This window comes from Nocardioides sp. P5_E3 (genome assembly GCF_054049275.1).
Genome location: NZ_JBFUMR010000039.1, coordinates 1 through 23,173 on the forward strand (window position 1 = coordinate 1; position 23,173 = coordinate 23,173).

At 73.7% G+C, this 23,173-nt stretch carries 25 protein-coding genes; 7 read left to right on the forward strand and 18 right to left on the reverse strand.

Annotation, left to right across the window (positions count from 1 at the left end; translation table 11 throughout):
* The 4 genes from ACXJKB_RS20095 to ACXJKB_RS20110 all read right to left on the reverse strand — a co-directional run.
* The coding region (locus ACXJKB_RS20095; protein ID WP_457191538.1) for an NAD(P)/FAD-dependent oxidoreductase at window positions 1-813 on the reverse strand (813 nt) is incomplete at its 3' end.
* The gene (locus ACXJKB_RS20100; protein ID WP_457191540.1) at window positions 810-2,120 is read right to left on the reverse strand and encodes a flavin-containing monooxygenase; all 1,311 of its coding nucleotides are present in this window, start codon (window positions 2,118-2,120) and stop codon (window positions 810-812) included. The genes ACXJKB_RS20100 and ACXJKB_RS20095, both read right to left, overlap by 4 nt.
* Before the next feature lie 71 nt (window positions 2,121-2,191).
* Window positions 2,192-2,764: an OsmC family protein gene (locus ACXJKB_RS20105; RefSeq protein WP_457191542.1), complete on the reverse strand. Its 573-nt coding sequence runs from the start codon at window positions 2,762-2,764 to the stop codon at window positions 2,192-2,194.
* Complete coding sequence (locus tag ACXJKB_RS20110; protein ID WP_457191544.1) at window positions 2,761-3,237, reverse strand: MaoC family dehydratase; 477 nt, start codon at window positions 3,235-3,237, stop codon at window positions 2,761-2,763. The genes ACXJKB_RS20105 and ACXJKB_RS20110 overlap by 4 nt, the downstream gene beginning before the upstream one ends.
* 137 nt (window positions 3,238-3,374) lie before the next feature.
* Here ACXJKB_RS20110 and ACXJKB_RS20115 point away from each other — a divergent pair, with 137 nt between their 5' ends.
* Both ACXJKB_RS20115 and ACXJKB_RS20120 read left to right on the forward strand, forming a co-directional pair.
* Window positions 3,375-3,536, forward strand: coding sequence for a hypothetical protein (locus ACXJKB_RS20115; RefSeq protein WP_457191545.1), 162 nt, complete (start codon window positions 3,375-3,377; stop codon window positions 3,534-3,536).
* Window positions 3,537-3,548: 12 nt separating this feature from the next.
* A complete protein-coding gene (locus tag ACXJKB_RS20120) occupies window positions 3,549-4,232 on the forward strand; it encodes an N-acetyltransferase family protein (RefSeq protein ID WP_457191547.1) in 684 nt (227 codons plus the stop codon).
* Here ACXJKB_RS20120 and ACXJKB_RS20125 read toward each other — a convergent pair.
* From ACXJKB_RS20125 to ACXJKB_RS20150, 6 genes are read right to left on the reverse strand one after another with little or no spacing between them, the layout of a single operon-like run.
* A complete protein-coding gene (locus ACXJKB_RS20125; RefSeq protein ID WP_457191548.1) occupies window positions 4,184-5,578 on the reverse strand; it encodes an amidase in 1,395 nt (464 codons plus the stop codon). The two genes, ACXJKB_RS20120 and ACXJKB_RS20125, sit on opposite strands and share 49 nt — an antisense overlap.
* A complete protein-coding gene (locus ACXJKB_RS20130; protein ID WP_457191550.1) occupies window positions 5,575-6,222 on the reverse strand; it encodes an SRPBCC family protein in 648 nt (215 codons plus the stop codon). The genes ACXJKB_RS20125 and ACXJKB_RS20130 overlap by 4 nt, the downstream gene beginning before the upstream one ends.
* Window positions 6,219-8,630, reverse strand: coding sequence for an aerobic carbon-monoxide dehydrogenase large subunit (cutA, locus tag ACXJKB_RS20135; protein WP_457191552.1), 2,412 nt, complete (start codon window positions 8,628-8,630; stop codon window positions 6,219-6,221). Before cutA ends, ACXJKB_RS20130 begins: the two co-directional genes overlap by 4 nt.
* Window positions 8,627-9,142: a (2Fe-2S)-binding protein gene (locus ACXJKB_RS20140; protein WP_457191554.1), complete on the reverse strand. Its 516-nt coding sequence runs from the start codon at window positions 9,140-9,142 to the stop codon at window positions 8,627-8,629. Before ACXJKB_RS20140 ends, cutA begins: the two co-directional genes overlap by 4 nt.
* Window positions 9,139-10,005 carry an FAD binding domain-containing protein gene (locus ACXJKB_RS20145; protein WP_457191556.1) on the reverse strand — a complete coding sequence of 289 codons (867 nt, stop codon included), beginning with the start codon at window positions 10,003-10,005 and terminating at the stop codon, window positions 9,139-9,141. The genes ACXJKB_RS20140 and ACXJKB_RS20145 overlap by 4 nt, the downstream gene beginning before the upstream one ends.
* Window positions 10,002-11,426 carry a uracil-xanthine permease family protein gene (locus ACXJKB_RS20150; RefSeq protein WP_457191558.1) on the reverse strand — a complete coding sequence of 475 codons (1,425 nt, stop codon included), beginning with the start codon at window positions 11,424-11,426 and terminating at the stop codon, window positions 10,002-10,004. The genes ACXJKB_RS20145 and ACXJKB_RS20150 overlap by 4 nt, the downstream gene beginning before the upstream one ends.
* Window positions 11,427-11,577: 151 nt before the next feature.
* On the opposite strand from ACXJKB_RS20150, the gene ACXJKB_RS20155 reads away from it, so the two are divergent.
* Window positions 11,578-12,168, forward strand: coding sequence for a GNAT family N-acetyltransferase (locus tag ACXJKB_RS20155; protein WP_457191560.1), 591 nt, complete (start codon window positions 11,578-11,580; stop codon window positions 12,166-12,168).
* On the forward strand, window positions 12,146-12,598 hold the full coding sequence (locus tag ACXJKB_RS20160) for a GNAT family N-acetyltransferase (protein ID WP_457191562.1): 453 nt from the start codon (window positions 12,146-12,148) through the stop codon (window positions 12,596-12,598). Before ACXJKB_RS20155 ends, ACXJKB_RS20160 begins: the two co-directional genes overlap by 23 nt.
* Before the next feature lie 357 nt (window positions 12,599-12,955).
* Here the strand turns inward: ACXJKB_RS20160 and ACXJKB_RS20165 are convergent, their stop codons facing one another.
* Window positions 12,956-14,212 (reverse strand): PucR family transcriptional regulator, encoded by a 1,257-nt coding sequence (locus ACXJKB_RS20165; protein ID WP_457191564.1) that lies wholly within the window; start codon window positions 14,210-14,212, stop codon window positions 12,956-12,958.
* An 81-nt stretch (window positions 14,213-14,293) separates the two neighbouring features.
* Here ACXJKB_RS20165 and ACXJKB_RS20170 point away from each other — a divergent pair, with 81 nt between their 5' ends.
* Genes ACXJKB_RS20170 through ACXJKB_RS20180 form a run of 3 tightly spaced genes read left to right on the forward strand, consistent with a single transcriptional unit; the run spans window position 14,294 to window position 17,924 of the window.
* A complete protein-coding gene (locus tag ACXJKB_RS20170; protein ID WP_457191566.1) occupies window positions 14,294-15,034 on the forward strand; it encodes an oxamate carbamoyltransferase subunit AllH family protein in 741 nt (246 codons plus the stop codon).
* Window positions 15,031-16,527, forward strand: a complete 1,497-nt coding sequence (locus ACXJKB_RS20175; RefSeq protein ID WP_457191568.1) for an FdrA family protein — start codon at window positions 15,031-15,033, stop codon at window positions 16,525-16,527. Before ACXJKB_RS20170 ends, ACXJKB_RS20175 begins: the two co-directional genes overlap by 4 nt.
* Window positions 16,524-17,924 carry a DUF1116 domain-containing protein gene (locus ACXJKB_RS20180; RefSeq protein ID WP_457191570.1) on the forward strand — a complete coding sequence of 467 codons (1,401 nt, stop codon included), beginning with the start codon at window positions 16,524-16,526 and terminating at the stop codon, window positions 17,922-17,924. The genes ACXJKB_RS20175 and ACXJKB_RS20180 overlap by 4 nt, the downstream gene beginning before the upstream one ends.
* Before the next feature lie 184 nt (window positions 17,925-18,108).
* Here the strand turns inward: ACXJKB_RS20180 and ACXJKB_RS20185 are convergent, their stop codons facing one another.
* Genes ACXJKB_RS20185 through ACXJKB_RS20215 form a run of 7 tightly spaced genes read right to left on the reverse strand, consistent with a single transcriptional unit; the run spans window position 18,109 to window position 23,145 of the window.
* Window positions 18,109-18,786, reverse strand: a complete 678-nt coding sequence (locus ACXJKB_RS20185) for a lysophospholipid acyltransferase family protein (RefSeq protein ID WP_457191572.1) — start codon at window positions 18,784-18,786, stop codon at window positions 18,109-18,111.
* 5 nt (window positions 18,787-18,791) lie between these two features.
* Window positions 18,792-19,124 (reverse strand): MGMT family protein, encoded by a 333-nt coding sequence (locus ACXJKB_RS20190; protein ID WP_191194974.1) that lies wholly within the window; start codon window positions 19,122-19,124, stop codon window positions 18,792-18,794.
* Window positions 19,121-19,606, reverse strand: coding sequence for a hypothetical protein (locus tag ACXJKB_RS20195; protein ID WP_457191574.1), 486 nt, complete (start codon window positions 19,604-19,606; stop codon window positions 19,121-19,123). The genes ACXJKB_RS20190 and ACXJKB_RS20195 overlap by 4 nt, the downstream gene beginning before the upstream one ends.
* A 20-nt stretch (window positions 19,607-19,626) precedes the next feature.
* Window positions 19,627-20,907: a DUF58 domain-containing protein gene (locus ACXJKB_RS20200; protein ID WP_457191576.1), complete on the reverse strand. Its 1,281-nt coding sequence runs from the start codon at window positions 20,905-20,907 to the stop codon at window positions 19,627-19,629.
* Window positions 20,904-21,929, reverse strand: a complete 1,026-nt coding sequence (locus ACXJKB_RS20205) for an AAA family ATPase (protein WP_457191578.1) — start codon at window positions 21,927-21,929, stop codon at window positions 20,904-20,906. Before ACXJKB_RS20205 ends, ACXJKB_RS20200 begins: the two co-directional genes overlap by 4 nt.
* A complete protein-coding gene (locus ACXJKB_RS20210) occupies window positions 21,926-22,351 on the reverse strand; it encodes a hypothetical protein (protein WP_457191580.1) in 426 nt (141 codons plus the stop codon). The genes ACXJKB_RS20205 and ACXJKB_RS20210 overlap by 4 nt, the downstream gene beginning before the upstream one ends.
* Window positions 22,348-23,145 (reverse strand): DUF4129 domain-containing protein, encoded by a 798-nt coding sequence (locus tag ACXJKB_RS20215; RefSeq protein ID WP_457191582.1) that lies wholly within the window; start codon window positions 23,143-23,145, stop codon window positions 22,348-22,350. Before ACXJKB_RS20215 ends, ACXJKB_RS20210 begins: the two co-directional genes overlap by 4 nt.
* Between the last annotated feature and the right edge of the window lie 28 nt (window positions 23,146-23,173).

A 23,173-nucleotide genomic window follows, 5' to 3' on the forward strand; every position in this document is an offset into this window, starting at 1 on the left:
GATCGGGGTGACCGGCCGGAGCCCGCGCGCCCGGTCCGCGGCGGCAGGACCCGCCGCGGCCAGCAGCCCGGCGAACGCCTGCTCGACGCCGAGGCGGCGCAGCCGACGCATCCGCGCGGGGGTGGTGCCCACGAACACGCACGACGCACCGTCGTTGGTCGGGATGACGCCCGAGCCCGCGCCGTCGCCGTACGTCCACTCGAAGCCGTCGCCCAGCGGGTCCTCGACGTAGCGGTAGAGCACCGCGCTCGACGTCCGCCCCTGCCACGTGGTCCTGGCACCGGCCTCCTCGGCGACCCTGGACCGGATCCCGTCGGCCCCGATGGTGAGCCCGGCGGCGAGCTCGACGCGGACGCCGCCGCGGGTGCGGCCGACGACGCCGGTCACGCGGCCCGAGCCGTCGCGGCGCAGCGACGTCACCGCTGTCTCGTGCAGCACCAGCGCGCCGGCCTGCTCGGCGGCCTCGACGAGGAGCCGGTCGAGCAGGTGCCGGCGGGGTGCGTAGAGCGCGTCCACCCCGGCCCGGGGTCGGATGGTGACGTCGGCGACCTCGCCGTCCGCGTAGCGGAAGACGGTGCGCCGGACGGCCGGCGTCCCGGCGGCCACGACGTCGGCCAGCACGCCCCAGCGGGACAGCTGGAGGACTCCGCCTCGCATGAGCGCGTGCGTGGAGGGGGTGTCGCTGCCACGCCGCCCCCGGTCGACCAGGGCGACCGACAGGCCGGCCCGCGCCAGCAGCAGCGCAGTGGAGGCGCCGGCGACCCGGCCACCCACCACGACGACGTCGACGGTGCTCATGCGTGGGGTGTTCATGCCGCCGGCTCCTGTCGTCCGGTGCCGGACTCAGCGGCCACCGGCCCCGGTGCGCCGCTGGCGGCGAGCAGGTGGGCGACCACCGCAGCAGCGTCGTGCCGCGCCCCGTCGATCTGGCCGGAGTCGCGCCGGTGCTGGAAGCGCTGCCCGACGACGTACACGCCCTCGGCGGGCGTCACGCCCCGGTGCTGGCGGACGGCCCCGTCGGGGTCGGTGATCGGCAGCCGGAGCCACGGGTGGTGGGGGCGGTAGCCGGAGGCCACCAGCACGGTGCCGATGCCCTCGGCGCGCAGGTCGACCCGGCGCCGTGGGCTTCCGATCGCGACGGGACGGGGCCGCGGGCTGTCCCACAGCTGGCCGGCCAGGCCGATCCGCTCGACGAAGTGGTCGAGGCTGTCGAGGAGCCGGTCCAGGTTCGCGTCAGCGGCACCGACGGTGGCGGCGAGGTCGTCGCGGAAGTGAGCGGTACGACCGTCGACGGTGTCGAGCCGTCCGACCAGGCGGACGCCGTGCTCCTGCAGGCGGCCGAGGTCGAGGTCCTCGGTGGACCGCTCGGGGTCGTCGCGGCCCACGAGCTGCAGCGAGGTCTCCCCGCGCGCGGCCACCGGGTCGGCCACCTCGTCGATGGTCCTGGCCAGGCGGCCGGTGTTCTCGAGCCACCAGAAGATGTCGAGGCCGCGGTGCCGCCGTGGCATCCGGGTGTGCCGCCCGACCGCCAGGGTGACCTCGCGACCGGCCCGGTTGAGCTCGTCGGCGATCTGCATGCCGGAAGCCGACGCGCCCACGACGAGGACGCCGCCCGACCCGAGCCGGCCGGGGTTGCGGTAGTGGTTCGAGGTCACCAGGTCGACCCCGGAGGTGTCGAGTCCGGCCAGGCCCGCCGGCACGTGCGGCGTCCCGTGCGGCCCGGTGGCGATGACGACGTGGCGGGCGTGCCACGTGCCGCAGCTGGTGACGACGCGGTAGCGACGTGCCGGGCGGCCGCCGGGCGTGGCGGCGACCTCGTGCACGGTGGTCCCGTCGACCACGGGCGCGCCGAACGAGGCGGCGTACGCCTCCAGGTAGCCGATGAAGGAGCCGACGCTGAGGTAGCCGTCCGGGCGGGGCCCGCAGTAGCTCCAGCCGGGGAGCCGGGTCATCCAGCTCGGCGTGAGCAGGTGCAGGGAGTCCCAGCGCTCGGTGCGCCAGCGGTGGCCGATCCGGCCTCGGTCGAGCACGACGTGCTCGTGTCCGGCGTCCGTGAGCAGCTTGCTCACTGCGAGGCCGGCATGGCCGGCCCCGATGACGACGGTGTCGATGGTGGTCATGCAACGTTCCTTTCAGGTGTTCTCCGTGCCAGCGGCCGGCCGGTGGTCCGGCCGGCCGCCCGCACTGGTCTTCAGCCCGTGACGACGTCGATGTGGACGGGCGTCGGGTTGGTGAGGGCGTCGTAGACCGCCGAGCGACGGCGGGACTGGTCGACGATGTCGCGCAGGGTGGCCTCGTCGGCGTCGCCCTCGATGCGGAGCGTGACCTTGACCGCCTCGTAGCCGTTGCGGACGGTGCCTCCCGAGAGCCCGAGGATCCCGAGCAGGTCGATGTCGCCCGTGACGGACGACGACACGTGCGTGAGCCGGACCCCGCGGGCCGCCGCGATGTTGGCGATGCCGGAGGTCAGGCAGGCCGCGATGGCGTGCAGCAGGTACTCGACCGGCGTCGGACCGACGTCCGTGCCGACGAGCACGGCCGGGTGGTCGGACTCGACCACGGTGTCCTGCGCGTGCCGCAGCTCCTGCATGGCGCCGTAGAAGCCGGCGAACGTCGAGCGGCTGTGCGTCCCGGACACCCAGGTGTTGGTGGCCCGGAACTGGAACTCCGCGATCTCGTTCGTCTGCTTCACGGCGTCGCGCGTGCCGAAGAGCGTGGGGACGTCGACTCCGTTGAGGGGCGCCTTCTCGGTGGTGGTGCTCATGCGATCTTCTCCTGTGTCGGTGCCGGCGATCCGGCGTCTGGGTGGGTGGTGGGTGAGGTGGCGGCGCTAACCACGGGGTCGCGCCAGACGACGGCGGTGCCGTCGAGGACGAGCACGTCGTCCTGGTTCGTGATGCTCGTCGCGAGCGTGGTGACCGGCTTGTCCTCGCGGACCGCGGTGACGACGGCCGTGGCCGTGAGGACGTCCCCGGGCCGGACGGGCGCGAGGAAGCGCCACGAGACGTCGAGGAACACGCTCCCCGGACCGGGCAGCTGCTCGGCGACGAGCGCGTTGAGCAGCCCGGACGTCACCCCGCCCTGCACGACGATGCCGCCGAAGCGGGAGCGCCCAGCGAGGTCCTCGTCGTAGTGGACGGGATTGCGGTCACCGCTGATCGCGGTGAAGAGCTCGATGTCACGACGGGTGACGGCCCTGGTACGTCGGGCCGAGGCGCCGACCTGGTTGCTGGTCATGGCACCGAGGTTGGTCGGCGGACCTTCCCCGGGCCTTCCGGATTCCTTCCCCGGCCGGCACGGGCTGCGGAAGGGCGCCGGAAGGACGTCGGACCAACCTCGGACCACTCAGTCCGACACCGACCCAGGAGCCGCTCATGCACCACTCGCTCACCACCGTCCTCGCCACCTCACGCGAACGGGAGCTGCGCACCGTCGTACGCCGCCCCGACCGCCTGATGGCGCGCGTGCTCGAGCTCCAGGCGCTTTCGCCGACGAGCCGGCGCACGCAGCGCTCGCTCCACGCCACCCGTTCCTGAAGGAGATCCCCCATGACCTGCAGCACCACCATGGCCGCCCCCCGCACCACTGCGCCCACCACTGCGCCCACCACCGGCGCAGCGGCCGGGCGGGTGGTCCACCCGGTCCACGTCCACGTCCACGTCCGGCTCCGGGACGGCGGTTCCGTCCTGCTCCGCCCGCTCGTCGGCGGCGAGGTCGCCGTCCTGGAGACGGTGTTCGAGGGGTTGTCGACGCGGTCGCGCAGACAGCGGTTCCTCGTCCCGATGCCGCGCCTCCCGAGCGGCCACCGACGCGCCCTCGCCGACGTCGACGGCCACCGGCACGTCGCGTGGGTGGCGCTCGTCGACGGGGAGCCCGTGGGCATCTGCCGCTACGTGACGACCGCGCCCGACGCCGCGGAGCTGGCCTTCGAGGTGGTCGACGCCCAGCAGGGCCGGGGCATCGCCTCCGCACTGGTCGACGCCGTCACGACGGTCGCCCGCGCCCGCGGCATCACCTGGATCGAGGCGACCGTCGAGTCCGGCAACCTCGCGTCGGAGGCCGTGCTGGCTCGCGTCGGCATCGAGCTCGTCCTGTCCGACGGCCTGCTCGAGGGCCGCGGCGAGCTCCGCCCGGCCCCGTCACGGTCGCGGGTCAACCAGCGGGCCGTGCTGGCCCTCGCGGGTCAGTGGGCGAGCAGCTCCTCGACGGCAGCGGCGACCTCGAGCAGCTGACGGTCGGCACCGTGCCGGGCGACCAGCTGGACGCCGACGGGCAGGCCGTCGGCGGTGCGGCCGGCGGGGACGGAGATCGCCGGGCACCCGGTGACGGTGATGAAGTAGGCCGAGCGCATCCAGGCGAGGTAGTCGGGCATCTGCTGCCCGTTGATCGTCTCGGGGAACTCCTGCTCGACCGGGAACGGCGGCACCTGGGAGGTCGGCAGCAGCAGCACGTCGTGCTCGCCGAAGAAGAGCCGCATCGTCTCCGACAGTGAGGTGCGCTGCGTGTAGGCGCGGGCCACGTCGGCGCCGGTCAGCGGCTCGCCGGCGCGGATGTTGGCCTCCAGCGACGCCTTGAACGAGGTGGGGTGCTCGGCGAGCAGCGGCCCGAGCTTGGCCTGGAAGTGCCAGGCGCGCAGCGTGCGGAAGGTGTCGTCGGCCAGGGAGAGGTCGGGGTGGGCCTCGGCCACCATCGCGCCCGCGTCGGAGAGCCGCGCCGCGGTCGCGCGTACGACGTCCGCGACCTCGTGGTCGACCTCGAACGCGCCGCCGAGGTCCACCGAGCACGCCACCCGCAGCCCGGCGAGCGGCGCGGGCGTGAGCGGCGGGGCGAACGACGTGCCGGGGTCGCCCAGCGCGAGCGGCGCCCGCGGGTCGGGACCGGCGAGCACGGACAGCAGCAGCGCGAGGTCACCGACGTTGCGGGCCATCGGACCGCCGACGGACGTGCTCTCCCACTGGTTGTAGAGCGGCCACTCCGGAACCCGGCCGAGCGAGGGCCGCATGCCGACGACGCCGCAGAACGACGCCGGGTTGCGCAGCGAGCCGCCCATGTCGGAGCCGTCGGCCAGCGGCACCATCCCGGACGCGAGCGCGCACGCCGCTCCCCCGCTCGAGCCGCCCGCGGACCGTGACGGGTCGACCGGGTTGCGGGTGACGCCGAAGACGGTGTTGAACGTGTGGGACCCGGCCGCGAACTCCGGCACGTTGGTCTTGCCGACGAACACCGCCCCGGCGTTGCGGACCCGCTCGACGAGGAGGACGTCGTGGTCGGCGACGGCGTCGGCGAAGATCGGCGAGCCGTAGGTCGTGCGCCACCCCTTCAGCGCGTGGGTGTCCTTCACCGCGAAGGGCAGCCCGTGCAGCGGACCGACCTCCTCGCCCGAGGCCTGGGCCTGGTCGGCGACGGCCGCCCAGGCACGGGCGCGCTCGGCGTCGAGGGAGACGATCGCGTTGAGCTCGGGGTTGCGCTCCTCGATCCGGTCGAGGTGCAGCTCGAGGAGCTCGGTCGCCGAGATCTCCCCGGACCGTACGGCGGCGGCCTGGGCCCGGGCGGTGGAGTCGACCGACAGACCGGTCACCGGCGACGTCCCAGCAGCACGCCGAGCGCGACGAGCCCCGCGCCGACGGCCACGCCGAGGAGGAAGTCCTGCTGGGAGCCGGCACCCGCGAGGGCCGACGGCTTGGCGGGAGCGGTGAACACCTGCCCACCAGCGGCGGGTGCGTCACCACCGCTGGTCGAGGAAGGCGCGCTCGCGCCCGTCACGAGACCAGCCTCGGCCGGCCCGCCCGCGATCGCCTTCTCGACGTTGCCGAAGAACTCCGCGGCCATCCGTCGCGAGACCGAGGTCAGCATCCGCTGGCCGACGCCGCCGACCATGCCGCCGACGACCGCGTCGGCGTCGTAGAAGAGCGTGGTGGTGCCGTCGGGGTTGCCCTCGAAGCGGACGGCCACGTCGGCGCCCACGGTGCCGGGAGCGCCGGCACCCTGGAGGTTCATCATCAGCGACTCGTGCGGCGTCAGGTCGCTGAGCCTGCACGTGCCGGCGTACGTGCCGCGGATGCTCGCGACCCCGGCGGTGACGGTCATGTCGTAGGTGTTGGCCGCGGTCTCCTCGAGCCGCTCGCAGCCGGGGATGGTGCGGACCAGCACGGCGGGGTCGAGCAGCGCGTCCCACACCTGCTCCACGGGGGCGACCAGGGTGGCCTCTCCGGTGATCTTCATGCGGACTCCTCAGTCAGGGGGTGGGGTTCGTCGGCGTGCGCGAGGCGCAGCTCGAAGAGCTCGGACGGCGAGATGGGCATCGACATGATCGGGAAGCCCTCGGCGTCCTCGATGGCGGCGGCGAAGACGGCGGCCGACGGGATGACGCCCGCCTCTCCGGCGCCCTTGATGCCGAGCGGGTTGAGCGGCGACGGCGTCTCGAGGTGGTCGATGTCGATGCTCGTCGGGACCTCGGTGGCGTAGGGCATCAGGAAGTCCATGAACGAGGCGTTCAGCAGCTGGCCCGACTCGTCGTAGGCCATCCGCTCGTAGAGCGCGCCGCCCACGCCCTGCGCGACGCCGCCGTGGATCTGGCCCTCCACGATCATCGGGTTGATCAGGTTGCCGCAGTCGTGCACGACGGCGTACTTGAGAATCTTGATCTCCGCGGTGTCCGGGTCGGTCTCCACGATCACGGCGTGCATGCCGTTGGCGAAGGTGGAGCGCGGCGGGGAGTAGAAGTCCTTGCCCTCCAGGCCCGGCTCGTCGTCCTCGGCCACCGGCGGCTTGCCGGGGTCGCCGACGGAGAACTGGGTGGCGGCCTTGGACGCCTCGTCGAAGGCGTAGCGCAGCGGGTTGGACAGGACCGCGACGGTGCCGAGGTCGATGGACGCGTCGGTGCCGCGCACCGTCACGACCCCGTCGGCGATCTCGAGGTCGTCCTCGGACGCCTCCAGGGCCTCGGCCGCGATCCGCAGCGCCTTCTCCTTCGCGCGCAGGGCGGCGAGGTGGATGGCCGACCCGCTCATCACGGCCGCACGCGAGGCGAACGTGCCCACCGCGTAGGGCATCTTGCGGGTGTCACCGGTGGTGATCTCGACGTCCTCGAACCGCACCCCGAGGGTGTCGGCGACGATCTGGGCGAACGCCGTCTGGTGGCCCTGGCCCTGCGTGGTGAGGCCGGTCGCGACCTTGACCTTGCCGGAGGTCTCGACGTGCACGTGGGCGCCCTCGTAGGGGCCGACGCCAGTGCCCTCGACGTAGCACGCGAGGCCGATGCCGACCTTGCGGCCCTGGGCGGCCATCTCGGCGCGGAAGTCCTCGAACTCGTCCCAGCCGACGAGCTCCTTGAGCTTCACCAGCGAGGCCGGGTAGTCGCCCGAGTCGTAGGTCAGCTCGCGACCGTCCTGGAACACCAGGCCGTGCTCGTAGGGGAACTCGTCGGGCTGGATGAAGTTGGTCGCCCGCACCTCGGTGCGGTCCTTGCCGAGGTAGGCCGCGATCGCGTCCATCGTGCGCTCCATGACAAAGCAGCCCTGCGGCCGTCCGGCGCCGCGGTAGGGCGTGACGATGACGGTGTTGGTGTAGAGCGACTCGAAGACCACGCGGTAGTTGGCCGGCTTGTAGGGGCCCAGCAGCTGGGTCGAGGTGATGATCGGGACGATGAGGCCGTAGGGCGTGTAGGCGCCGTGGTCGTGCCAGAACTCGACGTTGAGCCCGAGCAGCCGGCCGTCGTCGTCGAAGCCGACCTCGACGTGGTGCTGCTGGGCGCGTTCGTGCGCCGAGGAGATGAAGTGCTCGCGCCGGTCCTCGGTGAACTTCACCGGCCTCCCGAGCGTCATGGCCGCCAGGGGTACGAGGAGCTCCTCGGGCCACGGGTGGTTGATCTTCACGCCGAAGCCGCCGCCGACGTCGGGGGTGACCACGTCCACCTTGGCGAGGTCGAGGCCGAGCTTGGCGGCCACGCAGCCCCGCACGCCGGTCGACGTCTGGGTCGAGGACCACACCGTCAGGCGGGACGTGTCGGGGTCCCATCGGGCCACCGTGCCGCGCCCCTCCATCGGCGTACAGGCGGAGCGCTCGACGTCGAGGTCGAGGGTCAGCGTGTGGGGCGCCGTGGCGATGGCCGCGCGGGCGTCGCCGTTCTCCTGCTCCATGCGGGCGCCGACGTTGTCGGGCACGTCGTCGTGCACGGCCGTCGCCGCCGCACGGGCGGCCGCGATGCCGACGACCGGTTTGAGGAACTCGTAGTCGACGCGGATCCGCGCCACGGCGTCCTCGGCGACGTAGCGGTCGACGGCGACGACGAAGGCGATCGCCTCGCCGACGTAGTTGACCTCGTCCTTGGCCAGCGCGTACTGCGTGCGGCCGTGGGTGAGCGTCGGGTGCGGGATGAGCAGCGGGAGCGGCTCGGCCATCGGACCGGTGAGGTCGTCCCACGTCCACACGGCGATGACGCCCTCGAGGTCGAGCACGTCGGAGACGTCGATGTCGACGATGCGCGCGTGGGCGTGCGGCGAGCGCAGCACCGCGGAGTGCAGCAGCCGCGGGTCGTCGGTGAGCAGGTCGTCGACGTAGCGGCCCTGGCCGCGCAGGAAGCGCTGGTCCTCGACGCGCGCCACCTTGGCGCCGAACATCTTCGTGGTCATGCGTCACCCCGCTCGCGCTCGGCCACGATCTCGCTGGCGCGGAGCACCGACTTCACGATGTTCTGGTAGCCCGTGCAGCGGCACAGGTTGCCGGCGATCATCTCGCGGGCCTCGTCCTCGGTCGGGTCGGGCGTCTCGCGCAGGCCGGCCGTGATGGTGGTGAGGAAGCCCGGCGTGCAGAAGCCGCACTGCAGGCCGTGGCAGTCGGAGAACGCCTGCTGCACCGGGCTCAACCGACCCTGGGCGGACCCGTCGTCCTCGGTCAGCCCCTCGACCGTGGTGATCTCGGCGTCGACGGCGGAGACGGTGAGCATCAGGCACGAGCGCATCGGCGTGCCGTCGACCAGCACCGTGCAGGCGCCGCACACGCCGTGCTCGCAGCCGACGTGCGTGCCGGTCAGCCCGCAGTCGTGGCGCAGCGCGTCGGACAGCAGGCGCCGGGCCGGCACCTGCACCTCGTGGACGGATCCGTTGACGTGCAGGCGTACGTCGTGGAGCTGTTCGGTGGTCACGGGTGGATCGCCTCTCCTGCCCGCGAACGGGCGTGGTCGGTCGCGGCCGCCAGGACGCGCGGCGCCAGCACCTTCACGAGGTGGGTCCGGTAGGCGGCGGTGGCATGGATGTCCTCGGCGGGGTCGATCTCGGCCAGGGCCGTGGCGGCGGGATCGCCGGCCGGGTCCTGGACCGCGTCGGTGACGTCGACGACGACAGGGACGTCGCTCACCGACACGAAGCCCACCCGGGCGCGGGTGACGGCCTCGCCGTCCGTCTCGACGTGCGCGGCGACGCCGACGAGGGCGTAGTCGCCGTGGCGCCGGGCGATCTCCTGGAAGGCGACGCCGGCACCGGGCGCGAGGCCCGGGAAGAACGCCTCGACCGCGATCTCGTCGTGGGCGAGGGTCGACTCGAGCGGTCCGGCGAACAGCTCCGCTGCCGGGATCGTACGACGACCGCGCACCGACGCGACGTCGACCGACCCCTCCAGCAGCCGCAGCACCATCGGCATCTCTGCCGCGGCGTCGGCGTGCACGATCGAGCCGACGGTGGTGCCGCGGTTGCGGATCGTCGGGTGGGCGACGTGGCTCAGCGCCATGCCCAGCAGGGGCTGGGCCTGCGCGGCCTCGGCCGAGGCGAGCACCTCGGCGTGGCGGGCCAGGGCCCCCACCCTGACCCCGTCCTCGGCCACGCGGACGTGGCCGAGGTCGGGCAGGGCGTTGATGTCGATGAGCATCGAGGGAGCGGCCAGCCGCATGGAGAGCAGCGGGACGAGCGACTGACCGCCGGCCAGCACCTTCGCCCCCTGCTCCCCCGCGAGCGCCGCGAGGGCTTCCTCGAGGGTGGACGGTCGCAGGAAGGCGAAGGGTGCGGGCTTCATAGCTTGTGCGTGCCTCCGGAGGCTGCGTCGTCGACGCCCTCGTCGTAGTCGGGGTGGCTGAGGTTGCGGGTGACGGTGCCGGAGCCGTCGCTGCCGCGGCCCTTGACCATGTGGAAGAAGACGATGACCAGGATCGTGCCGAGGGCGATGCCACCGAGCTCGAAGTCGTCGCCGAAGGTGAGCGTCACGCCGCCGATGCCGGCGATGATGCCCGCCGAGAGGCCGACCATGTTGACGGGGTTGCCGAAGTCGATGTTGTTCTCGACCCAGATCTTCGCCCCCACCAGACCGATCATCCCGTACAGGACAACCGTGATGCCGCCCAGGACGCCGCCGGGCGTCGCGTTGACGACCGCGCCGAACTTCGGGCAGAGGCCGAGCAGGATGGCGACCAGCGCAGCGACGTAGTAGGCGGCCGAGGAGTAGACCCGGGTCGCGCCCATGACGCCGATGTTCTCGGCGTACGTCGTGGTCGGGGAGCCACCGAACGCGCTGGAGAAGGCGGTCGCGATGCCGTCGGCACCGATCGCACGGCCCATGTAGGGGTCGAGGTCCTCGCCGGTCATCTCGGCGACGGCCTTCACGTGGCCGGTGTTCTCCGCGACGAGCGCGATGACGCCGGGCAGGACGAGCAGGATCGCGGTGAGCGAGAACGACGGGCCGTGGACGACCGAGACGCCGTCGGCGAGGGTGCCGCTCGGCAGGCCGATCCAGTTCGCGGCCTCGACGCCGGCCCACGAGACGCGGTCGTGCTCGGTCGCCTCGGTGGCGCCGCCGAGGACGGAGGTGATGGGTCCGAGGACGAGGTCGGCGAGCCAGGACAGCAGGTAGCCGAAGATCAGGGCGAGGAGGACCGCGATGCGCGACCAGAAGCCGGGGAGCACCACGGCCGCGAAGACCATGAAGGCCGCCGTCAGCAGGGCGATCCACTGGTCCTGGGGCCAGTAGATCCCGGCGACGACGGGAGCGAGGTTGAAGCCGATCAGCATGACGACCGCACCGGTGACCGCCGGCGGCAGGATCCGGTGGATCAGCTGGGCGCCGGCGAAGTGCACGAGCACACCGATCGCGGCGAGGACGAGGCCGCCGACGAGGATCGCGCCGGTGACGTACGACGAGTCGTTGTCCTGGTCGAGCGCGCGGATCGCCGCGACCGAGGCGACGAACGACGCGCTCGTGCCGAGGTAGCTGGGCACCCGGTTCTGCACGATGAGCAGGAACAGGATGGTGCAGAAGCCCGAGAACAGGATGGCGAGGTTGGGGTCGAGCCCCATCACCAGGGGGAACACGAAGGTGGCGCCGAACATGGCGACCACGTGCTGGGCACCGAGACCGATCGTCTTGCCCCACGGCAGGCGCTGCATCGGCAGCACTGCTTGCCCCGGTGCGGGATCGACTACTTCCCACTTGAACATCGACATGTGCAGGCCTCCAGATTCGACGGGGTGGTTACCCGAGAAGCCACAAACTAGTGCGGTCCATCTCACACCCTCACTGGCGACATCTGCCGAAGGAACGCCGGAGTCGCTGACAAGTTCTCGGGCGGGTCGGCCCGCTGTCTACCCTGCGTGCATGGGCCTGCCTCTCACCGTCGACGCCTGGCCGGGCGGATCGGTGCGCACCGAGCGGCTGCTCCTGCGCGCACCCGAGGCCCGTGACCGCGGGGAGTTCCTCGCCCTCGGCTCGGACCCCGTCGTCAACCACCACCTCGGCGGCGGCCAGGACCGCGTGACGCTCGAGGCCACCCTCCCCGCGGTGCCGGCGGACCGGCCCGCGCAGTACGTGATGGAGCGCGACGGCCGGTTCCTCGGGTGGATCGGGCTCAGCCGACGTGAGGCGGACCGCCCGGGCGGGTCGTCCGTCGAGGGCCACGGTCCCGCCGGCGTCCTGGAGCTCAGCTACGTCCTCCCGGTGCACGCGTGGGGGCACGGGTACGCCGCCGAGGCGTGCGCGGCGCTCCTCGCCAGGTCCGACGACCGTCTCGGCGAGCCCGTCGTGCTGTGCACGCAGGTCGGCAACACGAGGTCGCGGGCGCTGGCGGAGCGGCTCGGGTTCACCGAGGTCGAGCGGTTCGAGGAGCTCGGCGCCGCGCAGTGGTTCGGCGTACGCCTCCCGGGCTGGGCGCTGCCACAATCGCGGGGTGACCGAGCTACGTCGGGCTGACCCGGGCGACGCGCCTGCGCTGCAGCGCATCGCGTCGGCGGCGTACTCGCCCTACCTGCCGCGGATGGGCGGGCAGCGCCCGCGCCCGCTGGACGCCGACTACGCAGCCGCCGTCGAGGAGTGCGAGGCGTGGCTCGCCAGCCTGGACGGGTCGCCCGTCGGCTTCGTCGTGCTCGCGGCCGAGGGGCCGGACGTGCTGGTCCTCGAGAACGTCGCCGTGCTCCCCTCCCACCACGGGCGCGGCGTCGGCCGCGCCCTGCTCGAGCTGGCCGAGGCCCGTGCTACCGCCCGCGGCTGCACGCGCATCCGCCTCTTCACCCACGTGACGATGGTCGAGAACCAGGCGCTCTACGAGCGCATCGGCTACGTCCGGACCCACGACGCCACGGACGACGGCGTCACGCGGGTGTTCTACGAGAAGGTCCTCTGACCCGAGCCAGCTGGTCGAGGAGGTCGCGCAGCGACCGTCACGAGACCTCGCGAACGACGGGTGGGTCGTCACCCGAGGATCGGGGAGCGCCGGGTGGCCCAGGCCGACGCGATCCGAGCTGTCCCACGAGGCGACGCTCGCCCTGCTGGGTGACGTGCTCGACCTCGCACACCGGCTCCCGCGGCTGTGGGCGATGGTCCGATCCCTGCGGGTGCCGGTGCGCCTGGCCCGGGAGGCCGCACTGGTCTCCCACGACCTCGACGATGGCCACCACCATGCGCACCCTCGGCCACCCAGTGCGCTCGGTGTCCGCCGCGCCCACGCCGTCGGGCTGCTCGCCGGCGGCGGACTGAGCGGTCAGCCCACGATCTCCAGCGCCCGGAGCGCGACGGCGACGTCGAGGCGAAGGTGGGGATCCGTGGCGACGGGGCCGAGGATCCGCTGGAGCTTGCCGACGCGGTAGCGCATCGTGTTGTAGTGGAAGAACTGGGCGCGGGCTGCCTCGGCCACGTTGAAGTTCGTGTCGAGAAGCACCTGGAGCGTCTCGCGGAGGTCGGCGGCCTCGGGCGTGCGCTCGGAGAGCGGGCCGAGGACGTCGGCGGCGAACGACGTCAGCTCGGCGCCGTCGGGGACGAGGGCGAGCAGCCGGTGGAGACCGAGCTGGTCGAAGCGGGTCACCGATCCGCCGCCGTGCACCCGGCGCCCGATCTCGACGGCGCGCTGGGCCTGGCGGAACGCCTCGGGCAGCTCGCCGAGCCCGTTCGAGACGCGGCTGACGCCGGCCGAGAAAGCGATCCGGCCGCCTCCGCGGTCGCCACGCACGGCGGCGATGATGCGGTCGACGGCGACGTGGGCGTCGGTGGGGTCGGCCGGGTCGACGGGCACCAGGGTCACCACCTCGCGGCTGAAGGCGACGGACGCGATCGTGGGGTCCACCGTCGCCGAGACCTGCCGCCACGCGTGGGCGAAGCGGTCCTGCCACGCCCGCCGGTCCTCCGGGTCGGGGGCCAGGGACGCGATCGCGTCGGGGTCGAGCACTGCGACCACGACCATCACCGGGCGGTCGAGGTGCCAGCCGAACGCCTGCGCGTGCTCGGCGACGTACTCGTCCTCGCCGGCCCGGTCGAGGAACACGTCGCGCAGGAAGTCGCCGCGGTACTTGTTCTCCACCGCCGTGATGGCCTCCACGCGCGTCACCAGCAGCGCCGCCACGATCGCGGCGCGCTCGAGCGCCTGCACGTCGGAGGAGTGGATCTTGCCGTCGGGGCGCAGCGCGACCAGCCGCGCGAGGTCCACGCCGGCCGCGACCACGCGGCGTACCAGCGCCTCCCCCTTGCCCGCGGCCGTGCCCTCGGGATCGATCCGCTCCACCCGCACGCGACCGGTCGGGTCGAGCAGCTCGGCGTCCGTCATCGCGGCCCGCTGCGCCTCGTCGAGGTGCGCGGCGCGCTCGCGGCCGTCGGTGGAGGTGAAGACCACGCCGCAGCCCAGCGCGTTGCCGACGGCCTCCGCGATCGCGGCCAGGTCGCCGCCCTCCAGCACGATGTGCGTCAGGGCGGTGTGGAGTGCGTCGGCACGCTCCAGCGCGGCGACGGCCTCCGGGTCGCTTATCAAGTCTTGGCGCACATTCACCCCTTGGTCCGACAAGTTCTCACATTCGCGAGTGTCGCACGAGCCGTTAGCGTCTGGGGAGTGATGTCCGCACCGATCCCCGTCGCGGCACCGCTGCGGGTGCACGATCGGCTCCGCGGAGCTTCCGACGGTCCTCGCCGGGTCGTCCACGCGAGCAGCACCGCCGTGTACGTCGACCTCGACGGCTGGTGCCTCGGCCTCGTGTCGGCGACGGCGACCCGCGTGCCGTGCGCGCTCTGGTCGACGCTGCCCGACCTCGGCGTCCTCGACCCGGTCGCCCAGGTGCGCGACGGCCTGCTGGTGGTCGGTGACCGGCCGGTCCGGATCACCCGTCTCGTCGACCCGCGCGCCCCCCGCGTGGGACGTCATGAGGAGGGGTCGCCCTGGCGACCGGACGCCATGACGTCCGCGCTCGACGGCCTCGTCCTCCCCGCCGACGGCCGCCTCACCCCGGCCGACGTCGACCACCTCGTCGGCCGCGGACCGGGCCTGACGCCGCTCGGCGACGACGTGCTGGCCGGGTGGTTCACCGCCCGCGCCGCCCTGGGCCGGCCCGACGACGTGCTGGCCGCGGCCCTGCGCGGTCGCCTCCACACGACGACGCTGCTGTCCGCCACGCTGCTCGACTGCGCGATCCGCGGCGAGGCGCTGCCCCAGCTCGCCGACTGGCTCGCCGACCCCACTGGATCAACGGCCGACGCGCTGCTCGCCGTCGGCGCCACCTCGGGCGCCGGCCTCCTCGCCGGCGCCGGGCTCGCCCTGGCATCGATCGAGGACCACACCACATCCCGGAGGGTTGCATGACCACGCCGACCAAGGACCACGTCGAGCTCCGCAGCGGTGCGTACGCCGACTCGGTGACGCTGCTGCAGGTGAGCCGGGCCGTGCAGGCCACCCCCGGCGTCGTGGCCGCGCAGGTCGCGATGGCGACCGGCCTCAACCTCGAGGTGCTCGAGGGGATGGGCTTCGACATCCCCGGCTCCTCCCCCAACGACATGGTCGTCGCCCTGCGCCTCGACGCCGACGCCGACGTGTCCGCGGCCCTCGCCGCGGTCGACGTGGCGCTCACGCCCACCCGCCCGACGGGCGGCGACACCACGATCGCCCCGCCGCGCACCACCGGGAGCGCGCTGCGGCGCTCGGCTCCCGACGCGATCGCGCTCGTCTCGGTGCCCGGCGCCAGCGCCACCGTCGAGGCGATGGACGCGCTCGAGGCCGGCCGCGACGTGATGGTCTTCAGCGACAACGTGCCGGTGGCCGAGGAGGTCGCCCTCAAGCGGTACGCCGCCTCGCGTGGCGGGCTGGTCATGGGACCGGACTGCGGCACCGCGGTCGTCGACGGCGTCGGGCTCGGCTTCGCCAACACGGTCCGTCCCGGACGGATCGGCATCGTCGCCGCCTCCGGCACCGGCTGCCAGCAGCTCCTCGCACTGCTCCACCACGCCGGCGAGACGGCCGAGGGGGTCGGCGTGCGCCACGCGCTCGGCGTCGGCGGTCGCGACCTGTCGTCGGCCGTCGGCGGGCTCGCCACGCGCGAGGCACTGCGCCGGCTCGACGCCGACCCGGACGTCGACCTGGTCGTGGTGGTCTCCAAGCCCCCGGCGCCCGAGGTCGCGGAGGCACTCACGAAGGAGACCGGGGCGCTGGGCACGCCCGTGGAGCTGGGCCTGCTCGGCCGCGGCCAGCGCGACCTCACCGCGGTCGCCGAGACCGTGCTGGAGCGGCTCGGTCACACCCCGCCGGAGTGGCCGGTCCACGGCGCCGACAACACCGGCCCCGCGACCGGACCCCTGCTGCGCGGGCTGTTCGTCGGCGGCACGCTCTGCGACGAGTCGATGCTGATGGCGTCCGCGGCCCTCGGCCCGGTCCGCAGCAACATCCCGCTCTCCGACGACCTCGCGCTGGGGGACGACCTCCTGGTCGACGACCACACGATGGTCGACTTCGGTGACGACGCGCTCACCCAGGGACGCGCGCACCCCATGATCGACCCGACCCTGCGCAACGAGCAGCTGGCCAGGGCCGCCGCCGACCCCGCGACCGGCGTCATCCTGCTCGACCTCGTCCTCGGCCACGGCGCCGAGCCCGACCCGGCTGCGCTCCTCGCCCCGGCGATCGCGGCGGCCCGGAAGGACCGTCAGGTCCCGGTGGTCGTCAGCCTGGTCGGCACCGACCTGGACCCGCAGGGCCTCGACGCCCAGCGCGACGCCCTCGTCGCCGCCGGCGCCGAGGTGCACCTCTCCAACGCGAGCGCCACCCGCCGCGCCATCCAGCTGATCGAAGGAGCTGCCCGATGAGCCAGCCCACCGTCGTCACCGTCGGGGCGGACATGTTCGCCGACTCCGTGGCGGGTCAGGCCGTCGACGTCGAGCGCGTCGACTGGCGTCCGCCGATGCCGGGAACCGAGGCCGACCTCGCGAGGGTCGCCACCGATCCCCGCCGCCCCGACGCCAACCGCCGTGCGGTCGAGGCGATGCTCGGCGTCACGGCCCACCTCGTCGACGTCGCGCCCGCCTCCGAGGTGCTCGGCCTCGAGAAGGGCCAGTTCCTCCACGCGGGCCCGCCGATCGAGTGGGCACGGACGTCTGGCCCCCTGCGCGGCGCGCTCATGGGCGGCGCCGCCCTCGAGGGCCTCGTCGACGACCCCGAGGACGCCGCAGCACTCTTCGAGTCCGGGAGCTCGGTCAGCCTCGAGCCGTGCCACCACCGCAGCGCCGTCGGCCCGATGGCCGGCGTCGTGACGCCGTCCATGTGGATGTGGGTCCTCGAGGACCGCGCGACCGGGCGCCGGACGTACTGCTCCCTCAACGAGGGGCTCGGCAAGGTGCTGCGCTACGGCGCCTACTCCCCCGAGGTGCTCACCCGGCTGCGCTGGATGGGCGACGTGCTCGGCCCCCTGCTGCAGGCCGCCGTCCGCGGCACCGAGGAGGCGACGGACGTCACCGGCATCCTCACCCAGATGCTGCAGATGGGCGACGAGGCGCACAACCGCAACCGCGCCGGCACGCTGATGCTGCTGCGCGACCTCTCCCCCGCGATGGTCAGCAGCGGGTCCGACGCCGGGTTCGACAGCTTGGACGTCGCCGACGTGCTGCGCTTCGTCGGCGGCAACGACCACTTCTTCCTCAACCTGGCGATGCCCGCGTGCAAGCTCGCGCTCGACGCCGGTCGCGACGTGCCGGGCTCGACGATGGTCGTGGCCATGGCGCGCAACGGCACCGACTTCGGCATCCAGGTCTCCGGCACCGGCGACGAGTGGTTCACCGGGCCGGCCCAGGTGGCCGAGGGCCTCTTCCTCGGCAGCTACGGCCCCGACGACGCCAACGCCGATATCGGCGACTCCGCCATCACCGAGACCGCCGGCATCGGCGGCTTCGCGATGGCGACCGCCCCGGCGATCGTCCGCCTCGTCGGCGGCACCGTGCCCGACGCGCTGGCCACCACCCGGCGGATGCACGAGATCACGCTCGCGGAGAACCCCCGCTGGACGGTGCCCGTCCTGGAGTTCATGGGCACGCCCACCGGCATCGACGTGACCAAGGTGTGCCGTACCGCGATCCTGCCGCAGATCAACACCGGCATGGCCGGAAAGGTCGCCGGCGTGGGCCAGGTGGGCGCCGGTCTCGTCACCCCGCCCGCGGAGATCTTCCCGAAGGCGCTTGCCGCGCTCGCTGCGCAGGTCCCCTCCGCCTGAGCGGTGCGTGAGCCACATTCCACGGCGAGCGGTGCGTGAGCCACCTTCCGCAGCACGGCGATGTGGCTGGCACACCGCCGACCGGCGTGCCGACGGAAGACACGCCCGGGAGGGGTGTGTGAGCCACAGCCCACGGTAGAGGAATGTGGCTGGCACACCGCCCACCCGGGCGACCGCGGGCGGGTCAGGCCGGGGAGGCCGGCCGCTCGTTGTAGACGCCGGCCGGCTCCTGCCCGGTGAGGCCCGCGATGGCACCCATGATCCGGTCGGTCAGGTCACGTCGGGCCCGGCCGCTCGGCACGCGGTCGTACTCGTCCGCGACGGTGATCGGCTCGCCGACCCGCACGGTGACGTCGACCTTGCCCAGCCGCGGGCGGCTGGCGCCGACCGGCTGGATCTCCTCGGTCCCCAGCAGGCCGACCGGCAGGACCGGGCAGCCGGCGGTGAGGGCGAGGTGCGCCACGCCCGTACGACCGCGGTAGAGCCGGCCGTCGCGCGAGCGGGTGCCCTCGGGGTAGATGCCGAACGCCTCCCCGCGCCGCAGCACCTCGAGCGCGGTGTCGAGGCTGGCGATCGCCGCCTTGGTGTCGTCCCGGTCGACCGGCAGCATGCCGAGCCCCTCGAACCACGCGCGGACCAGCGTGCCCTTCACCCCGGTGCCGGTGAAGTAGTCGGACTTGGCGAGGAAGACGACCTTGCGGGGGACGACGACCGGGATGACGACGCTGTCGAAGAAGGACAGGTGGTTGCTCGCCACGATGACGGGTCCGGTGGCGGGCACGTGGTGCAGCCCCTCGACCGCCGGGCGCCACATGGCACGGGCGAGCGGGGGGATGACTCCGTGCGCGACCGTGTAGAGCATGGCAGTCATTCTGCCCCGAGGCGCGGCGACCAGAACGCCCGTGTCAGATCCACGGCCCCGCTCGGCCGCAACGGGGTGGCCTCCTCGAGGTAGGCCTGCCGGGCCTCCTCCCCGTGCGAGGGCGGCAGCGAGCCGTCCGCGCGGACCACCCGCCACCACGGCACGCCTCCGCCGTGGGCGGCCAGCACCGACCCGACCAGCCGCGGACCGCCGCGCCCGAGCCGCTCACCGACGACGTCGGCGATGGCGCCGTACGTCGTCGCGCGACCACGCGGCACCGACTCGGCGCACTGCAGCACCAGCTCGGCGTAGAGCTCGCGCTCCTCCTCGGTGGTCATTGCTCCTCCGGCCGGATCAGGCGGGCGGTGACGACCAGCAGGCCGACCGCTGTCACCCCGGCGAGCAGCCACAGCCACGACGGGGCCAGTCGCGGGTCGAGGCCGCGGACGGCCAGCCAGGTGACCGGGAGCGGGACCAGCGCCAGCCCACCGCGGGCGAGCCACAGCCGTGCCAGGCGCGGGTCGATCGCGAGCGTTGCGGGGCCGTACGACACCAGGGTGGCGGCGACGTGCGCGGTGGCGAGCAGCACGCCGACCACCATCAGCCGCCAGTCGACGACGTCGTGGACCGTCCACCAGCCCGCGACGAGCGCGAGCGGCACGACGCCGACGGCGTGGTCGGGCAACCACGCCCAGGCCGCTGCGGACAGCACGACCCCGGCGACCACCAGGCCGTGCGGCACCTGCGGCAGCGCGAGCGCCAGCGCGGCACACGGCAGCACGAGGAGCAGCGCGCGCAGCACGACCACCGCTGGGCTCACGCCGGGACGCAGCACGCGCATCAGGCACGCACCCGGGGCACCTGCGCGCGACGCGACAGCTGGTGGAGGACGGTGTCGAGGGTGCCCGGTCCGCGCCACGGCACCACGGGGGCACCGAGGGCGGCCAGGCGTCGTAGCCGGTCGTCGCGCTCGATCTTCTGCATCCGCATGGCGAGGCTCGACAGGGCGAGCCGGTCGGCGCCATCGGGTTCGGTCAGGGCGTCCCCGAGCGTGTCGACGACGACGACCGACGTCCCGCCGCGCTGGAGGCTGACCGTCGCGGTGACCAGCGGCGTGAACAGCATCGGCGACAGGACGTGGACCACGCTCCCGGACTGCGTGCCGAGGTCGAGGCGTTCCGGTGGGGTGCTGCGCGCGTCGGTGCGGATCCGGGCGAGGGTGCCGAGCAGCCGCTGCAGGTGGCGGGGACCCGACCCGAGCGGCACCCGCGCCCCGTTGGCGGCGACCACGAGCAGCCCGACCCGGTCACCGGTGCGGACGTGGTGCTCGGCCAGGGCGGCCGCCGCGCGCACGGTGAGGTCGAGCGTGCTGGCGCGGCCGTCGATCCCGCCCGAGACGCCGATGTCGCGCAGGGCGTCGACGAGCAGCCAGACCCCGGCGTCCTGCTCGGCGCGCGTGGTGACGACGTGCAGCTCGCCGGTCCGGAGCGAGACCGGCCAGTTGATCCGCTTCAGGCGGTCGCCGGTGGCGAAGGGTCGGATCCCCTCGAACTCGGTGCCGCTGCCCACCCGCCGCGACCGGTGCCCGCCGACGAGGCCGTCGGGCTGCGGCACCTCGGCCCGGGTGTCGTACGGCACCCTCCTGGGCAGCACGACCAGGCTGGTCTCGGGGAGGTGCACCGGACCCCAGCGCCAGCCGGCCCACGCGCTGGTCAGCGCGACACGCTCGGCGCCCACGGCGCGGCGACCCCAGCGACGCGGGCTGAAGCCGATGGTCGGCAGTCCCTCGTCGACGAGGGAGCCGACCGTGCCGTACGTCGGGGCGCTGGCGACGTGGGCCGCACGCGCGGCGACCCGGGTGACGTGCTCGACCCCGGCGAGGTCATCGACGTCGAGGCGGGATGTCGCGCCCTGCCCCTCGTGCAGGCTGCGGTGGTCGAGGCGGGCGGCGACCAGCGGCCTCCGGCGCGGGCGGCCGGCGAGCCCGGTCGCGGCGAGGACCACGAACGGGGCGCACAGCACGGCCAGCACCTCCTGGCCGAGCACGATCCCGAGGCTCACGCCGCCGAGCCCGAGCAGGCAGGCGCGCACGAGCGCTGGCGTCGGCCGCCAGGAGGTCACGGGCGGCCGCCCCTGTGCGCCTCCAGCGTGCGCGGCGTCTCGACCGAGGCCAGGACGGAGTCGACGACCCGCGAGCCGGACGCCTCCGTCATCCAGAGGTCGGGCTTGACCGTGATCCGGTGCGCCAGCACGGCCCGGGCGACGACCTTCACGTCCTCGGGGACGACGAAGTCGCGTCCCCGGATCGCCGCCCACGCCCGGGCGGTCAGCACCAGGCCCAGGCTGCCGCGCGGCGAGGCGCCGGTGAGGACGTCGGGGTGGGAACGGGTCGCCGCGACGAGGTCCACGCAGTAGCGCGCCACGGACTCGTCCACGACCACCCGCTCGACCGCGGCCTGCGCGGCGGCCAGCCCGGCGGCGTCGGTGACCCGGGCGATGTCGACCTCCTCGCGCTGCCGGTCGAGGCGGCGGCGCAGGACGTCGTGCTCCTCGCCGGCGGTGGGGTACCCGAAGGCGACGCGGAGCAGGAAGCGGTCGAGCTGCGCCTCGGGCAGCGGGTAGGTGCCCTCGTACTCCACCGGGTTGGCGGTGGCGAGGACGTGGAACGGGCTCGGCAGCGGGTGGGTCCTCCCCTCGACCGTGACCTGGCCTTCCTGCATCGCCTCGAGGAGCGCTGCCTGCGTCTTCGGCGGGGTCCGGTTGACCTCGTCGGCGAGCAGCAGCCCGGCGAAGACCGGTCCAGGGCGGAAGTCGAACTCCGCCCGGCGCTGGTCGTAGACGTAGGAGCCGGTGAGGTCGGCCGGGAGCAGGTCCGGGGTGAACTGCGCGCGGGAGAAGTCCAGGCCCAGGGCACCCGCGAAGGAACGCGCCGCCAGCGTCTTGCCCAGGCCCGGGAAGTCCTCGAGCAGCACGTGCCCCTTCGCCAGGATGCCGGCCAGCACCAGCGAGAGCACCTCGCGCTTCCCCACGACGGCGCGGGCCACCTCGTCGAGGACGCGGTCGGCGAACGCGGCGACCTGCCCGGGCTCGAGGGACTCTGCGGGCTCTGGGCGCTCGGTGCTGGGGTGGTCGGCGTCGCTCACGGGACGTCCTCGATTCGGGTCAGGATGCGGTCGATGTCGGCAGGCGAGAGCCTGCGGGTGTCGGCGAGCTCGCGCCGGACGGTCTCGCCGAGGTCGGGGTCGCGCGCGCGGGCGAGCGCCACGATCCGGTGGGCCAGCGCGGTGGACGGCTGGTCGGACTGCACGTGGCTGGAGAGCACGCGGAGGTCGGAGGAGGCCTCGTCCACCCGGTCCGTTGCCGGCGGCCCCTGAAGCCACTCCGCGGTGGGGACGTCGAGGGTGTCGATGACGAGGTACGCCGTGGTCAGCACGACCACCGACCAGACGACGTACGGCAGGGGCTGGGGCTCCATGTCGAACAGGACCGCGGCGACGAAACCCGCCACGGCCAGGCCGACCCCCTTGGCGACCCGCCCGGTCAGGCGGTCGGAGAGCGAGGTCATGCCCCCACCTCCAGGCTGTGCCGGATGTCGGCAAGGGCGGCGAGGGCCCGTGCGCGGTGCTCCTCGGTGACCGGGTGGTCGGAGAACCGGGCCTCCCGGTAGAGCTCGGCGAGGCGGTTCACCGAGCCGTTGTCGGCCGCGGCGAGGTCGAGGATGCGCAGGCCGTACTCCGACGACGTCTCCGAGGCCCGCCGGGCCACCCCCGCTCGCTCGCCCTGGACCTCGAAGTGGTGCCAGGCGGCCACGATGGCGTTGCGCGGGTCTCCCTCGCGCAGCAGCGTCTCCTGCTCCTCGGCGTCGGCGGCCACCTGTCGAGCCACCCGGACCGGCTCGTCGAGAACGGTGAAGCCGACCGCGGTGCGCTCCCCCTCGCGGAGGCGGCGCGCCCGGACCTCCCGGATGACCATGGCAGCGAGCCACACCAGGACCGCCAGGCCACCCGCTGCTGCCGCGGCGAGCAGGAGACCGGTGAGCACCCCCACCCACAGCGGCGGCGCCTTCTCGGTCACGTCCCCCGAGTCGTCACCGCCGAAGCCCGGCGGTGGCTCGCAGTAGTTGCGGGCGGCGAAGTCGTCCGGGATCTCGACGGTCGTCGAGCCATCGGCGGCCGTGGCCACCGGCAGCGGGATGCACGTCTCCGTCGTGGTGGTCGGGGCCTGCACCCGCCCCGCGCCGGTGAACACCTCGTCCGGACCGATCAGCGTGGCCCAGGCGACCAGGACCATGAGCAGGCACGACGCGGCGACGGCCAGCACGGCGCGCAGGCCCGGCGGCCACTCCCCGAACGCACGCATGGCGCGACCCTAGGTGACGGGGTCGCGC

Coding starts and splice junctions, on each gene's coding strand:
- ACXJKB_RS20100 (WP_457191540.1), bottom strand. CDS start 2,120: ATGACCACCATCGACACCGTCGTCATCGGGGCCGGCCATGCCGGCCTC.
- ACXJKB_RS20170 (WP_457191566.1), top strand. CDS start 14,294: ATGTCCGCACCGATCCCCGTCGCGGCACCGCTGCGGGTGCACGATCGG.
- ACXJKB_RS20110 (WP_457191544.1), bottom strand. CDS start 3,237: ATGACCAGCAACCAGGTCGGCGCCTCGGCCCGACGTACCAGGGCCGTC.
- ACXJKB_RS20210 (WP_457191580.1), bottom strand. CDS start 22,351: ATGACCTCGCTCTCCGACCGCCTGACCGGGCGGGTCGCCAAGGGGGTC.
- cutA (WP_457191552.1), bottom strand. CDS start 8,630: ATGACCACGAAGATGTTCGGCGCCAAGGTGGCGCGCGTCGAGGACCAG.
- ACXJKB_RS20150 (WP_457191558.1), bottom strand. CDS start 11,426: ATGTCGATGTTCAAGTGGGAAGTAGTCGATCCCGCACCGGGGCAAGCA.
- ACXJKB_RS20215 (WP_457191582.1), bottom strand. CDS start 23,145: ATGCGTGCGTTCGGGGAGTGGCCGCCGGGCCTGCGCGCCGTGCTGGCC.
- ACXJKB_RS20115 (WP_457191545.1), top strand. CDS start 3,375: ATGCACCACTCGCTCACCACCGTCCTCGCCACCTCACGCGAACGGGAG.
- ACXJKB_RS20190 (WP_191194974.1), bottom strand. CDS start 19,124: ATGACCACCGAGGAGGAGCGCGAGCTCTACGCCGAGCTGGTGCTGCAG.
- ACXJKB_RS20175 (WP_457191568.1), top strand. CDS start 15,031: ATGACCACGCCGACCAAGGACCACGTCGAGCTCCGCAGCGGTGCGTAC.
- ACXJKB_RS20105 (WP_457191542.1), bottom strand. CDS start 2,764: ATGAGCACCACCACCGAGAAGGCGCCCCTCAACGGAGTCGACGTCCCC.
- ACXJKB_RS20145 (WP_457191556.1), bottom strand. CDS start 10,005: ATGAAGCCCGCACCCTTCGCCTTCCTGCGACCGTCCACCCTCGAGGAA.
- ACXJKB_RS20180 (WP_457191570.1), top strand. CDS start 16,524: ATGAGCCAGCCCACCGTCGTCACCGTCGGGGCGGACATGTTCGCCGAC.
- ACXJKB_RS20130 (WP_457191550.1), bottom strand. CDS start 6,222: ATGAAGATCACCGGAGAGGCCACCCTGGTCGCCCCCGTGGAGCAGGTG.
- ACXJKB_RS20120 (WP_457191547.1), top strand. CDS start 3,549: ATGACCTGCAGCACCACCATGGCCGCCCCCCGCACCACTGCGCCCACC.
- ACXJKB_RS20185 (WP_457191572.1), bottom strand. CDS start 18,786: ATGCTCTACACGGTCGCGCACGGAGTCATCCCCCCGCTCGCCCGTGCC.
- ACXJKB_RS20155 (WP_457191560.1), top strand. CDS start 11,578: ATGGGCCTGCCTCTCACCGTCGACGCCTGGCCGGGCGGATCGGTGCGC.